The sequence below is a fragment of the Indiicoccus explosivorum genome (assembly GCF_002167005.1).
GTDB classification, from domain to species: Bacteria; Bacillota; Bacilli; order Bacillales_A; family Planococcaceae; genus Indiicoccus; species Indiicoccus explosivorum.
This window is the reverse complement of sequence record NZ_NHTN01000008.1, coordinates 42,009-54,392: the sequence shown is the minus strand read 5'-3', so window position 1 is coordinate 54,392 and position 12,384 is coordinate 42,009. Positions and strand designations below refer to the sequence as shown.

At 53.1% G+C, this 12,384-nt stretch carries 15 protein-coding genes and 1 pseudogene; all 16 read right to left on the bottom strand.

The annotated features are described in order from the left end of the window. Positions 1–86: 86 nt before the first annotated feature. Positions 87–980 (bottom strand): DNA-processing protein DprA, encoded by an 894-nt coding sequence (dprA, locus tag CCE92_RS02340; protein ID WP_088005913.1) that lies wholly within the window; start codon positions 978–980, stop codon positions 87–89. 58 nt (positions 981–1,038) lie between these two features. Then, on the bottom strand, positions 1,039–1,941 hold the full coding sequence (gene sucD, locus CCE92_RS02335) for a succinate--CoA ligase subunit alpha (protein WP_088005912.1): 903 nt from the start codon (positions 1,939–1,941) through the stop codon (positions 1,039–1,041). Positions 1,942–1,960: 19 nt separating this feature from the next. After that, positions 1,961–3,121: an ADP-forming succinate--CoA ligase subunit beta gene (gene sucC, locus CCE92_RS02330; RefSeq protein ID WP_088005911.1), complete on the bottom strand. Its 1,161-nt coding sequence runs from the start codon at positions 3,119–3,121 to the stop codon at positions 1,961–1,963. Between the two features lie 121 nt (positions 3,122–3,242). Continuing rightward, on the bottom strand, positions 3,243–3,512 hold the full coding sequence (locus tag CCE92_RS02325; protein ID WP_088005910.1) for an EscU/YscU/HrcU family type III secretion system export apparatus switch protein: 270 nt from the start codon (positions 3,510–3,512) through the stop codon (positions 3,243–3,245). Beyond that, the gene (locus CCE92_RS02320; RefSeq protein ID WP_088005909.1) at positions 3,509–4,783 is read right to left on the bottom strand and encodes a TP0910 N-terminal domain-containing protein; all 1,275 of its coding nucleotides are present in this window, start codon (positions 4,781–4,783) and stop codon (positions 3,509–3,511) included. Before CCE92_RS02320 ends, CCE92_RS02325 begins: the two co-directional genes overlap by 4 nt. After that, positions 4,767–5,555, bottom strand: coding sequence for a ribonuclease HII (gene rnhB / locus CCE92_RS02315; RefSeq protein WP_088005908.1), 789 nt, complete (start codon positions 5,553–5,555; stop codon positions 4,767–4,769). Before rnhB ends, CCE92_RS02320 begins: the two co-directional genes overlap by 17 nt. A gap of 92 nt (positions 5,556–5,647) precedes the next feature. After that, positions 5,648–6,507, bottom strand: a pseudogene (gene ylqF / locus CCE92_RS02310) (ribosome biogenesis GTPase YlqF). Positions 6,508–6,518: 11 nt separating this feature from the next. Further along, entirely contained in the window at positions 6,519–7,082 is a 564-nt protein-coding gene (gene lepB / locus CCE92_RS02305; protein WP_088005907.1) for a signal peptidase I, read from the bottom strand. A gap of 90 nt (positions 7,083–7,172) precedes the next feature. Then, the gene (rplS, locus tag CCE92_RS02300; protein WP_088005906.1) at positions 7,173–7,517 is read right to left on the bottom strand and encodes a 50S ribosomal protein L19; all 345 of its coding nucleotides are present in this window, start codon (positions 7,515–7,517) and stop codon (positions 7,173–7,175) included. A gap of 128 nt (positions 7,518–7,645) precedes the next feature. Then, complete coding sequence (gene trmD / locus CCE92_RS02295) at positions 7,646–8,374, bottom strand: tRNA (guanosine(37)-N1)-methyltransferase TrmD (protein WP_088005905.1); 729 nt, start codon at positions 8,372–8,374, stop codon at positions 7,646–7,648. Continuing rightward, the gene (rimM, locus tag CCE92_RS02290; protein WP_088006012.1) at positions 8,371–8,889 is read right to left on the bottom strand and encodes a ribosome maturation factor RimM; all 519 of its coding nucleotides are present in this window, start codon (positions 8,887–8,889) and stop codon (positions 8,371–8,373) included. The genes trmD and rimM overlap by 4 nt, the downstream gene beginning before the upstream one ends. 85 nt (positions 8,890–8,974) lie before the next feature. Then, positions 8,975–9,211, bottom strand: coding sequence for a KH domain-containing protein (locus tag CCE92_RS02285; protein ID WP_088005904.1), 237 nt, complete (start codon positions 9,209–9,211; stop codon positions 8,975–8,977). A 14-nt stretch (positions 9,212–9,225) separates the two neighbouring features. Next, positions 9,226–9,498 carry a 30S ribosomal protein S16 gene (gene rpsP, locus CCE92_RS02280; RefSeq protein ID WP_088005903.1) on the bottom strand — a complete coding sequence of 91 codons (273 nt, stop codon included), beginning with the start codon at positions 9,496–9,498 and terminating at the stop codon, positions 9,226–9,228. Between the two features lie 100 nt (positions 9,499–9,598). After that, positions 9,599–10,954: a signal recognition particle protein gene (gene ffh, locus CCE92_RS02275; RefSeq protein ID WP_088005902.1), complete on the bottom strand. Its 1,356-nt coding sequence runs from the start codon at positions 10,952–10,954 to the stop codon at positions 9,599–9,601. Positions 10,955–10,970: 16 nt separating this feature from the next. After that, positions 10,971–11,294: a putative DNA-binding protein gene (locus CCE92_RS02270; RefSeq protein WP_088006011.1), complete on the bottom strand. Its 324-nt coding sequence runs from the start codon at positions 11,292–11,294 to the stop codon at positions 10,971–10,973. A gap of 67 nt (positions 11,295–11,361) precedes the next feature. Beyond that, positions 11,362–12,372, bottom strand: a complete 1,011-nt coding sequence (ftsY, locus tag CCE92_RS02265; RefSeq protein ID WP_088005901.1) for a signal recognition particle-docking protein FtsY — start codon at positions 12,370–12,372, stop codon at positions 11,362–11,364. Positions 12,373–12,384: the final 12 nt, after the last annotated feature.

The following is a 12,384-nucleotide window of genomic DNA, read 5'->3' as shown; positions in this document are numbered from 1 at the left end:
GGCGGTGAAAGTTTCGCTCTAAATTTATACCTGATGCAAAATGTAAACTACTTCCTGGCTGATTGCAAGGTTTTTTGTTCTGAAGGTCATTTGGTCAGCGCCGCTTTTTCGTACTCTGCAAGGATTTGACTGCCGTTCCAGACCGGCTTAGCCCCTTCTAAAATGAGCTGGTGCGGCCCTTCCGACAGGCCGGAAAAAATGGACCCCGGAACCGCAAAAATATCTTTTCCATGCTCCAGACCGTGTTCGATCGTCGACAGTGTGCCGCTTTTAATCTTTCCTTCCGTCACAGCGATCCCTTTGGACAGTCCGCTGATGATGCGGTTGCGCATCGGAAAATTCCAGCGCCGCGGCAGCATGTATGGCGGATATTCTGTGATGACAAGCTGAGTTCCTTCCATTATATACTGCAGCTGCCGGTTTTCGTTCGGATACGGGTGGCTGAATCCGCTGCCGGTGACCGCAATCGTCCGGCCTCCGGAACCGATCGCGGCCTCGTGGGCCATGGCATCCGCTCCCGCAGCCAGTCCGCTTACGATGATATAACCTTCCGCAGTCAGCGGTGGAATGATCTTTCCCAAAGCCAGCCGGGAATACTCGGTCGCCTTCCTGGAACCGATCACTGCTATCCGGTCCGGGTTTTCCAGGAGGGATACATCCCCCTTACAATAAAGGACAGCCGGCGGATCGATCAGTTCCCGAAGACTTTCAGGATAATAGGAATCAAAAAAGGTGACGGGACGAATGTTATGTTTCCCGTAAAGCTGAAGGTAGGATTTTTGAAGGGATTGAGAGTAAAGGGATTTTAGTCTGGCAGCCTGTTCAATGGGGGTTTTCAGGCATTGTGCAATTTCCCGCGCCGGCCATCGGTGAAGATTCGCCAGTTCCGGGTCTTTCAGCAGCAGCGGGGCAATCCGGTTGTACGGTCTGGGCCAGACGTAATGCAAGGCCAGCAGCCGTTCTTTCAGCGTTCCATCCATTCTGTTCCTCCCTGTAAAAAAATAAGACGCACCGCCGCGGGTGCGCCTTACTGCTATCTTAATGGGTTTTCACTTTTTCGTACAGGCCTTTTTCTTTCACGACTTTGATCAGCGTCTCACCGATGACGGAAGGTGTATCCGCCACTTCAATGCCCGCTGCGTTCATTGCCTGGATTTTGTCTGCAGCCGTCCCTTTCCCGCCGGAAATGATGGCACCCGCATGGCCCATCCGTTTTCCTGGAGGTGCCGTCTGGCCGCCGATGAAGCCGACGACCGGCTTCTTCATGTTCGCTTTGATCCATTCAGCCGCATCTTCTTCAGCCGTACCGCCGATTTCACCGATCATGACAACTGCATACGTATCTTCATCTTCGTTGAACGCTTTCAACACATCGATGAAGTTCGTGCCGTTGACCGGGTCTCCGCCGATACCGACCGCTGTCGACTGGCCGATGCCTTCCTGGGAAAGCTGGTGGACCGCTTCATACGTCAGTGTGCCGGAACGGGAGACGACACCGACATGCCCTTTTTTATGGATGTAGCCCGGCATGATGCCGATTTTGCATTCTTCCGGTGTGATGACGCCCGGGCAGTTCGGACCGACGAGACGGGTCTTTTTGCCTTCCATGTAGCGTTTCACTTTCACCATATCCAGAACTGGAATATGTTCAGTAATACAAATCGCCATATCGAGTTCCGCATCAACCGCTTCGAGGATGGCATCCGCCGCGAATGCAGCAGGTACATAAATGACTGAAACGTTGGCGCCGGTTTCTTTTACAGCATCTTCCACCGTATTGAAAACAGGCACACCTTCCACTTCTGTGCCGCCTTTTCCTGGCGTCACACCTGCAACGATTTTCGTGCCGTATTCAAGCATCTGCTTCGTATGGAACAGGGCAGTCGACCCTGTAATCCCCTGTACAAGAACTTTAGTGTCTTTGTTAATGTATACGCTCATTGATTGTCCCCTGCCCTTCTTAGCCTACAAGTTCAACGATCTTTTGCGCACCGTCTGCCATTGAGCCGGCTGCAATGATGTTAAGTCCGGATTCGTTCAGCATTTTCTTACCCTGTTCAACGTTCGTCCCTTCCAGACGTACGACCAGCGGCACTTCGAGGCTGACTTCTTTCGCAGCCGTAATAACACCTTCAGCGATGACATCACACTTCATGATGCCGCCGAAAATATTGACGAAGATCCCTTTGACGTTTTTGTCGGAAAGAATGATTTTGAATGCTTCCGTAACCTTTTCAGCTGTCGCCCCGCCCCCAACATCGAGGAAGTTCGCGGGCGATCCGCCGTAGTAGTTGATCGTGTCCATCGTGGCCATTGCCAGACCTGCCCCGTTGACCATGCAGCCGATGTTGCCGTCGAGCGAGATGTAGCTCAAATCGTACTTGGAAGCTTCGATTTCCTTCGGATCTTCCTCATCGTAGTCGCGCATATCGACGATATCGCCATGGCGGTACAAGGAGTTCTCGTCGAAATTGAACTTCGCGTCCAGTGCGACGACCTGTCCATCCCCAGTGACGACGAGCGGGTTGATTTCGACGATCGACGCATCTTTCTCAAGATAAGCCTGATAGAGTCCGAGCATCAGTTTCGCCGCTTTGTTGACGAGCTTCGGCGGGATGTTCATGTTGAACGCCATCCGGCGCGCCTGGAACCCGGTAAGGCCGACAACCGGATCGATTTCCTCATAGAAAATCTTCTCTGGTGTATTCGCCGCCACTTCCTCGATGTCCATGCCGCCTTCTTCCGACCCCATCAACGTCACACGGGACGTTTCGCGATCAAGGACCAGACCGAGATAATACTCTTTCTGGATGTCGCTTCCCGCTTCGATGTACAGGCGTTTGACTTCTTTGCCTTCAGGACCTGTCTGATGAGTGACGAGCACTTTGCCGAGAAGTTCTTTTGCATAGGCACGAACGTCGTCCAGATTTTTGGCAATTTTGACGCCGCCCGCTTTACCGCGGCCGCCCGCGTGGATCTGCGCCTTAACTACCGTCACTTCCGAACCGAGTTCTTTCGCCACTTTCACCGCTTCTTCCGGTGAAAACGCAACATGGCCTTCCGGAACCGCGACTCCATACTGTCTGAGGATTTGTTTCCCCTGATATTCATGGATATTCATCTTTCATCCTCCAATCAACCATCTGTCTAGTTATTTTAGTGCCTCTACCATTGTAGTAGAGTGGACACAAAAAGTCCACAGGTTCAGGCCTGTTCCGGCTGACCTGGCGATGAAAAGGTGTTTATCCGCTCGCACGGTCGGCGCGGTAAATGAAAGCGAACACTTCCGCGACCGCCTGGTACAGTTCTTCCGGGATGGCTTCGTTGGTGTCGAGCTGGCCCAGCAGTGCGACAAGGGCCGGATCTTCCTGGATCGGAACTCCGTTCTCTTTCGCTTTTTCCAGAATATTTTCCGCAATGAGACCTTTCCCCTTTGCCGTCACTTTCGGTGCGTCGAAGCGGTCCTGAGAATAGGACAGCGCAACTGCTTCCTTCCGTTTTTTATTGTTCATATCCGGAAATCCACTCCTTCCCCTGTTTGCGAATAAACCCGGTTCTGCCGGCCGCTTTTATGTGCTGTGGCCGGAGCTTTCACTGTGACGGACGACAGCCGGTAATCGGCCGAAGCAAGTCCGGCCTTCAAAGACGGTTCCAATTCACGGATCCGTCCGGCCAGTTCCGGATCGCTGTGGAAAATGGTCAGGCTGACCACCCGGTTCTGGACAGCCATATCGATGATCGTCTCGTTCAATGCCGGCAAATCCAAGTAAAACATTACCCTCGCATAATCCGGATCGATTTTTCCGTCTTTGCCCATCCGTCCGTTCCATTTAAGGAGAGCATCAAGCTGGCGGTTTCCGAACTGGAGGGGCAAGTGCATCAGAATCTGCTGGGACGCCTGGGACGGATCATTGGCGAAAACGGCCTGAGTGTTCAATTTACTGACGATTTTTTCCGCCTGTTCGCGGAGCTGGACCGGCACTTCAGGATCGTGCAGCAATTTGACGAGCTGCGGCTTCAGGGCTTCCGCTTCCGGCGGAATTCCTCTCAGCAGCTGCGGTTCATAGTTCGCGCCCAGCAGTCGCAGGACCGTCCGGATCGCATCTCTTGCTGTCTTTCCGTCCATTGGTTCTTCTGCTGCTCCGGCCGCCCCTTCCCCAGCCGTTGTATGGCCGAAAACCGGACTCACGAGTTTTTCGACCGAGTCCGCCAGCTTCGCAGGTACTGATGACGGCGTTTCATGGCGAATGAATTCTGCAAGTTTCATCAAGTCCCGGCCAAGCGCCGGCTGATCCGCTGTGATACTTTGCAGGATTCCCGGTGAGACAGGCACTTGCTGTTCAATCAGCACTGCAGCAGCTTTCAGCATTTCCGGCGAAACCTGCGGAGACTGCCGGAGTGTCTTTACCGCCTGAAGGAGCATTTCCCGCTTGACCGGCACATTTCGGCTCATCAGCAGATCCAGCAGTTCCCGGACTTCTTTGGAATCAGGGAGCCCAAGAGCGGCGGCGGGCGATGTTTGGCTTCCGCCCGCCACTTTCAGCCGGACTTCCGGCTCGGTCGCCGTCACATGGAACAGATAATTTTCCCCTGCCCGGAGCGGTACTTCGAGCTGCGCAGTCAGCAGTTTCCCGCCGGCTGCCACTTCCGCCGTCTGACCGGGAAAAAGTTTGTTCACCGTCCCTTTCAAAAGCTGCCCGGCCCGCAGTTCACCCGGTTCTGAAAATTGACCGGCCAGGAGACCGGCCAGGAGACCGGCCAGAGGATTAATCCCGATGTTCATGACCGACCGCTCCCGTCATCATGCTTTTTACCGGCTCGAATGTTTTCCTGTGGATCGGCGTGATACCATGCAGCCGGATGGCATCCAAATGGTCCTGTGTCCCATATCCCGCATTCCGTTCAAAATGATATGCCGGAAACTGCACGGCATATTCTTCCATCAGACGGTCACGGGCAGTTTTTGCCAGGACGGAAGCGGCCGCGATGGCCAGGCTCTTCGCATCCCCTTTTACAATGGACTCGCAGCGCATGGAAACAGGCAGCTGCATGGCGTCCGCAAGCACCACTTCCGGCTGTATGTCCAGCCCCTCGATGGATGCCGTCATGGATTGCTTCGTCGCTTCGTAAATATTGATTTCATCTATCCGCGCAGGGGTTGTGACATGCACGGAGTAACTGATTGCACAAGCTTTGATCAAGGATTCGAATGAACTCCGCTGTTTTTTAGTCAGCTGTTTCGAATCGGTCAGCCCTATCAGACCGGCGCATTCCGCGGGAAGGATGACCGCTGCCGTGACAAGCGGTCCGGCAAGCGGACCCCGGCCCGCTTCATCCGTTCCTGCCGCATGTCCGCCTGCTGTTATGTATGAACGGTCAAACCGCAGTTTGTCCTCGTGCGCCCTGACTGCCGCAGCCCGGAGCTTCGCCTTCTTTTCCCATTGCTCCAGCAGGCTCCGGACACTTTTTCGGCTGTCTGTCCTGAGTGCTTCCATCCATGCCTCCCATTGATCGGTTTTTTGCAGTTGCTGCTTCAGCTCATTTGTCGTTGCCATTCCAAACACCTCACCCCTAATTATCGGCCTTTCTAAGTTTAGTTATACAAAAATAAACGCCTCTCTGCCAAAAGCAGAAAGGCGTTTCCTCATTAATCCCGGCCGATATCCGCGGTCCGGTCGAACGTCAGCCGGCCGAGCTGGCCGTTACGGATATCCCGGACAATGGCGTCCGCAGTCGCTTCATAATCCACGTCTCCGCCGCCTTCCAGGATATTCCGCTTCCGCCCGATATGGTCGAACGCATGGACGATGTCTTCATCCAGCCGTTCAAGGCCGTATCTCTCCTGCAGCCTGTGAGGGTACTCCCGCTCCAAAAAACGGAGTCCGTATATCGCCAGTTCCTGCATTTCTAAGAGAGCATCCTTGATGGCGCCGGTCAGTGCCAGTTTAAAGCCGGTCTCCGGATCTTCGAACTTCGGCCATAAAATCCCCGGTGTATCCAGCAGTTCGATTTCTTTGCCGACTTTGATCCACTGCTGCGCTTTTGTCACTCCTGGCATGTTGCCTGTCTTCGCCAGGTTTTTTTGGCCAGCCGGTTGATCAGCGTCGATTTCCCCACGTTGGGGATGCCGACGATCATCGCACGGATCGCGCGCGGTTTCATGCCTTTCGCCCGCATCCGGTCCCACTTTTCTGACAGGATCTCTTTGGCCGCTTTCGTCACTTTCTGCAGCCCTTTCCCTTCGAGGGAATTGATGGCGACAGCCTGGATGTCCTGTCCATCAAAATACCGGATCCAGTTTTGCGTCTCGGCTTCATCCGCCATGTCTGCCTTATTGAGAATGATCAGCCTCGGCTTCTGGCCGGTCACTTCATCAATCATCGGATTCCGCGATGACAGCGGAAGCCGGGCATCCACCAATTCAAAAATGATATCCACCAATTTCAGTTTCTCTGTCACTTCCCGGCGGGCTTTTGCCATATGGCCGGGAAACCATTGAATCGTCATCCGGTTCCTCCTTATCTGACAAGGCCCGCTTCCTCGAACGGCCAAAAGACGATCCGCGTGCTTCCGACAATTTCCTCCATCGGCACCAGCCCGATATACCGGCTGTCCTTGCTGGCCCGCCTGTTATCGCCCAATACGAACACATAGCCTTCCGGGATCACGCTGACGTTGCCTTCAGTCACTTCTTCCAGTGTGAAGTCTTCCGTCAGATTCCCTTCTGTATTGGCTTTTAATTCCTCGAGGTACGGTTCCTCCACAACTTCACCGTTTATATAAAGCTTGTCATTTTCATATGCGACATGGTCACCGGGAAGCCCGATGATCCGTTTAATAAAGTCCTTCTCACCTTCCGTGTGGAAGACCACGATATCAAAGCGTTCTGCCGCCCCTACGTTGTATTCGATTTTATTGACGATCATACGGTCCCCGTTTTCCAATGTAGGCATCATGGATTCTCCGTCCACCACTATGGGTGCGAAAAAGAAAAACCGGATGATCGCGGCAAGTCCGAACGCGATGAGAAGCGCTTTGGACCATTCCCAAAGTTCGTTTTTTTGCTTCGTTTCAGTCTCCATCTTCTTCCCTCCATCTTCTGTCACCATTGTACAATCAGGCCGCCGGATAATCAAAAAAGAGGGCAGTCCGCCCTCTTTTTCATCGTTCTGTTATCGGATTTCCTTGATGCGGGCTGCTTTACCGCGCAGGTTGCGCAAGTAGTACAGTTTCGCACGGCGGACTTTACCGCGGCGCACCACTTCAAGAGTTGCAATTTTCGGCGTGTGTACCGGGAAAGTACGTTCCACACCTACACCGTAAGAGATTTTGCGGACAGTGAATGTCTCACTGATTCCGCCTCCGCGGCGCTTGATGACAACGCCTTCGAAGATCTGGATACGTTCGCGCGTACCTTCCACGACTTTAACGTGGACGCGGACAGTATCTCCCGGACGGAATGCCGGCAGATCCGTACGAAGTTGTTCTTTTGTGATGTCTGCAATAATTTGCTGCATGATTTTCTCTCCTTCTACAGATGCTCATGCGTCTGTTGCTGCCGCAGCGGAACACCGTAATTCTGTCCTTCGCATAGAAGCACACCATACATCATACCACTAAGCCGTCTGCTCTGCAAGAGGCGGACCTATCCCTTTTCCGATTTCAGTTTCTCCAGGATCTTCTGTTGCTTTTCGGTCAATTCCAGCTCTTCCAAGAGATCCGGACGGCGATCGAGTGTCCGCTTCAGCGCCTGTTCTTCCCGCCATTCCCCGATTTTCGCGTGGTTTCCGCTCATCAGGACTTCCGGGACACCGAACCCCCGGAAATCCGCAGGCCGTGTGTAATGGGGATGTTCCAGCACACCTGTGGAAAATGAATCGCTGACAGGCGACTCCGAGTTGCCGAGGACACCGGGCAGTAAGCGCACGACACTGTCGATGACCGTCATAGCCGCAAGTTCTCCGCCGGTGAGCACAAAATCTCCGATAGAAATTTCATCGGTCACCAAGTGTTCACGGATCCGTTCATCGTACCCTTCGTAATGGCCGCAAATGAAGACCAACTCTTCCTCCTGGGCCAACTCCTCCGCTTTGCGCTGTGTGAACCGCTCGCCTTGCGGGCACATGAGAATGACCCGCGGCTTCCGGCCTTCCGTGACGGCTTCTGTCGCCCGGAAAACCGGTTCGGGCTTCAAGACCATCCCCGCACCGCCGCCATACGGATAATCGTCAACCTGACGCGGATTATCAGCGAATTCACGGAAGTCCGTCACACTGAATTCCACCGCTCCCTTTTCCTGGGCTTTCCTCATGATCGACTGCCGGAACACTCCGTCGAACATGGCCGGGAACAATGACAGTACATGGACCTTCATTCGTTCAGGAGCCCTTCCATCAGTTCGATGACGATTTTTTTATTTTCCACGTCGATTTCCTTCACCACATCTTCGATATATGGAATATATTGCATTTTGCCTGTCTCCGGCTTGACTGCCCATACGTCGTTCGCACCGGTTTCCAGAATATCGGTCACCATGCCGATTTCCCGGCCATCTTCAGTCACAACCGTGCATCCGATGATTTCATGATAGTAATATTCATGTTCTTCCAGTTCGTCAAGCTCATGGTCGGCTACTTTCAAGTCGGCATTTTTGAACTCCTCGACTTGATTGATGCTGGAATACCCTTCGAAAGTCAGGAGATCGAAGTTCTTGTGTTTCCGGTGGCTGGCCACTTTCACAGGAACCGGTTTTTTTGCATCCTCCTTGAAAATCCCGAGACGCGCACCTTCCGCAAACCGTTCTTCCGGGAAATCCGTGCGGGACAGGACGCGCACTTCTCCCCGGATGCCATGCGTATTGACAATTTTCCCTACGTTGAACCAATCCATGGACGGATCGCCCCTTTCCGCTTTCATGCCTTTTCCGCCGATGCGCTGTATCAGAAAAAGGAAGGAACCGGAGCTCCTTCCTCTTTCAGTCTACGATGTTGACCACAATGGTCTTGCCGTCCTGCTGGCTTCCTGCCGCTGAATAAACGATGGAACGGATTGCTTTTGCGGTCCGCCCCTGTTTGCCGATCACCTTTCCGATATCCTGAGGATGGACGGTGAGGTTACAGACAACTCGGTTCCCACTTTCTTCTGTTTCAATTCGGACGTCTTCCGGATGATCCACGAGCGGTTTCACCATTGTCTCGATCAGCTTCTTCATCGGTCGGATTCCCCTTACTTGTTCAGTTTAGCGTTATGGAATTTCTCCATGATGCCGTTCTGGGAGAACAGGTTGCGCACAGTGTCAGATGGCTTCGCGCCATTGCCGAGCCATTTCAGCGCAAGCTCTTCATCGATCTTCACTTCAGCCGGTTTTGTTAGCGGGTTGTACGTACCCACAGTCTCGATCTGCCGGCCGTCACGCGGTGAACGTGAATCCGCGACCACAATACGGTAGAAAGGAGACTTCTTGGCTCCCATGCGTTTTAAACGAATTTTTACTGACATTTTATAAAGCACCTCCGAATAGTTTCACACAAGATATTATAATAGCAACGATGTTTTAGTTTGTAAAGTGTTTTTTCTTAACACACCGATTTGCCGGTTCTTACTTGAAAAATGCGTCCAGATTCGGCATTTTACCTTTCTTTTTGCCTTTCTGGTTCATGTTCGACATCTGCTTCATCATCTTCTTCATGTCTTCGAACTGTTTCAGCAGCCGGTTCACGTCCTGGATCGTCGTCCCGGACCCTTTAGCGATCCTTCTTCTGCGGTTGGCATTGATGATTTCCGGGTTCGTTTTTTCTTTCGGTGTCATGGAATAAATGATGGCTTCCACCCGGCCCATTTGGCTTTCATCCACTTGCGCGTTCTCCAGGCCTTTGATTTTCCCGGCACCAGGCAGCATCTTCAGGATTTCATCAAGGGGACCCATCTGCTTCACCTGTCCGAGCTGTTCCAGGAAATCGTCGAACGTGAAAGACTGGGTCCGGAATTTTTCTTCCAGCTCTTTCGCCTTCGCTTCATCGACGTTCGTCTGTGCCTTCTCGATCAATGAAAGCATATCGCCCATACCGAGGATCCGGGAGGCCATCCGTTCAGGGTGGAACGGCTCGAGCGCATCCAGTTTTTCGCCCATACCGACGAACTTCACCGGCTTTTCCGTCACCGACCGGACTGACAGCGCGGCACCGCCGCGCGTATCGCCATCAAGTTTCGTCAGAATGACGCCGGTGATTCCGAGCGCTTCATTGAAGCTTTGGGATACCGTCACTGCATCCTGACCTGTCATGGCGTCCACGACGAGCAGCACTTCATCCGGTTCCTTCAGGGCTTTGATGTCCTGCAGTTCCTGCATGAGCTCTTCGTCGATATGGAGCCGGCCTGCCGTATCGATGATGACGGTATCATGGTGTTCCTGTTTTGCGAGCTCGATCGCTTCCCGGGCGATTTCCACCGGTGAGACATCCGTCCCTTTGGAGAACACAGGCAGCGACAGCTGCTTGCCGATGGTCTCCAGCTGCTGCACAGCAGCCGGGCGATAGATGTCGGCAGCCACGAGCAGCGGTTTCCGGTTGTTCTTTTTCCGGAGGGACAGTGCCAGTTTGCCGGCGGTCGTCGTTTTCCCGGCCCCTTGCAGACCGACCATCATGATGACCGTCGGATTTTTTGCGGCAAATTCGATTTTGCTCTGTTCGCCGCCCATAAGCTCGGTCAGTTCATCTTTTACGATCTTTACGACTTGCTGGCCGGGCGTCAGACTGCTCATGACGTCCTGTCCGATGGCGCGTTCGCTTACCTTTTTGACGAACGATTTAACGACTTTCAAGTTAACGTCCGCCTCAATGAGCGCAAAGCGGACTTCACGCATCATTTCCTTGACATCCGCTTCGGAAATTTTCCCTTTTCCTTTTATCCGCTGAAGCGTTCCTTGCAGGCGTTCGGATAATCCTTCAAATGCCATCTGTTCTTCAGCCTCCTTATTCCCATTCCTTCAGGCGTTCCAGCAGTTCGGCTGTCCGCTCTTCGCTGAATGGGCCTTCTTCGTAGTCCTCGATCAGCCGGCGGCGGTTTTTGAACTTCTCGAACAGCCCCAGCTTGTCTTCGTACTCTTCCAGCATCGCTTCAGTGCGGCGGATATTATCATAGACCGCCTGTCGCGATATGTCATATTCCGCCGCAATTTCTCCGAGCGACAGGTCATCCAGGTAATACAGCATCATGTAATTGCGCTGTTTTGGTGTCAGAAGCGCCTGATAGAAATCAAACAAAAAATTCATTCGAGTCGTTTTCTCTAATCCCATCATCGGCGTTTCCTCCAATTGTTTTCACCTTACCTTATCTTTTGTCCCGCACGACTGTCAAGCAATATTACTTGTCTGACTCTTCTTGCTGTTCCTCGGTTTGGAGCCCTTCCGCGAACAGGCCATAGACATACTTCTGCGGATCGAACGGCTGCAGGTCATCCATTTTTTCGCCCAGCCCGACAAATTTCACCGGGATCTTGAGCTTATTGCGGATCGCCAGCACAATCCCGCCTTTTGCCGTGCCGTCGAGCTTGGTCAGTACGATTCCGGTGACGTCTGTCGCCTCCTTGAAAGTCTGCGCCTGGATCAGGGCGTTCTGGCCGGTCGTCGCATCAAGCGCAAGCAGCACTTCGTGGGGTGCGCCAGGAAGTTCCCGTCCGATCACCCGATGGACTTTCTGGAGTTCGTTCATCAAGTTCACTTTATTTTGGAGTCTGCCGGCGGTATCGCAGATCAGCACATCCGCTTGCCGGGACTTTGCCGAACGGATAGCGTCATACATGACCGCCGCGGGATCCGAACCTGCGGCTTGCTTGATGACATCCACCCCGACGCGGCGCCCCCACTCATCGAGCTGTTCGATCGCGCCTGCCCGGAACGTGTCCCCCGCAGCCAGCAGGACCGATCTGCCCTCTTCTTTGAACCGGTGGGCCAGTTTCCCGATCGTCGTCGTCTTGCCGACACCATTCACTCCCACGAACAAAATAACCGTCAGGCCTTCCTGCATGTTTAGCTCCTGTGTTTCCTGTTCTCCGGCTTCATAAATCTCGACCAGTTTTTCGGAAATCACCGACTGTACTTCGCTCGTATCTTTCACGTTTTTCCGCTGCACTTCGAACCGCAGTTCGTCCATCAGTTCCATGACTGTCTCGAATCCGACATCGGCCTGGAGCAGGAGCTCTTCCAATTCTTCGAAAAAGTCTTCATCCACTTTTCTGTACTTCGCCACCAAGTCGTTGATCTTGGAAGTGAAACTGGTTCTTGTCTTTTCGAGCCCTTTTTCATATTTTTCCGCCGTCTGCTCTTCTGCAGCCGTGCCGGTGAATTTATTTTTCAATTTTTTAAGGAAACTCATCTTCCGATTCCT

Coding starts and splice junctions, on each gene's coding strand:
- dprA (WP_088005913.1), bottom strand. CDS start 980: ATGGATGGAACGCTGAAAGAACGGCTGCTGGCCTTGCATTACGTCTGG.
- sucD (WP_088005912.1), bottom strand. CDS start 1,941: ATGAGCGTATACATTAACAAAGACACTAAAGTTCTTGTACAGGGGATT.
- sucC (WP_088005911.1), bottom strand. CDS start 3,121: ATGAATATCCATGAATATCAGGGGAAACAAATCCTCAGACAGTATGGA.
- CCE92_RS02325 (WP_088005910.1), bottom strand. CDS start 3,512: ATGAACAATAAAAAACGGAAGGAAGCAGTTGCGCTGTCCTATTCTCAG.
- CCE92_RS02320 (WP_088005909.1), bottom strand. CDS start 4,783: ATGAACATCGGGATTAATCCTCTGGCCGGTCTCCTGGCCGGTCTCCTG.
- rnhB (WP_088005908.1), bottom strand. CDS start 5,555: ATGGCAACGACAAATGAGCTGAAGCAGCAACTGCAAAAAACCGATCAA.
- lepB (WP_088005907.1), bottom strand. CDS start 7,082: ATGGAGACTGAAACGAAGCAAAAAAACGAACTTTGGGAATGGTCCAAA.
- rplS (WP_088005906.1), bottom strand. CDS start 7,517: ATGCAGCAAATTATTGCAGACATCACAAAAGAACAACTTCGTACGGAT.
- trmD (WP_088005905.1), bottom strand. CDS start 8,374: ATGAAGGTCCATGTACTGTCATTGTTCCCGGCCATGTTCGACGGAGTG.
- rimM (WP_088006012.1), bottom strand. CDS start 8,889: ATGGATTGGTTCAACGTAGGGAAAATTGTCAATACGCATGGCATCCGG.
- CCE92_RS02285 (WP_088005904.1), bottom strand. CDS start 9,211: ATGAAGAAGCTGATCGAGACAATGGTGAAACCGCTCGTGGATCATCCG.
- rpsP (WP_088005903.1), bottom strand. CDS start 9,498: ATGTCAGTAAAAATTCGTTTAAAACGCATGGGAGCCAAGAAGTCTCCT.
- ffh (WP_088005902.1), bottom strand. CDS start 10,954: ATGGCATTTGAAGGATTATCCGAACGCCTGCAAGGAACGCTTCAGCGG.
- CCE92_RS02270 (WP_088006011.1), bottom strand. CDS start 11,294: ATGGGATTAGAGAAAACGACTCGAATGAATTTTTTGTTTGATTTCTAT.
- ftsY (WP_088005901.1), bottom strand. CDS start 12,372: ATGAGTTTCCTTAAAAAATTGAAAAATAAATTCACCGGCACGGCTGCA.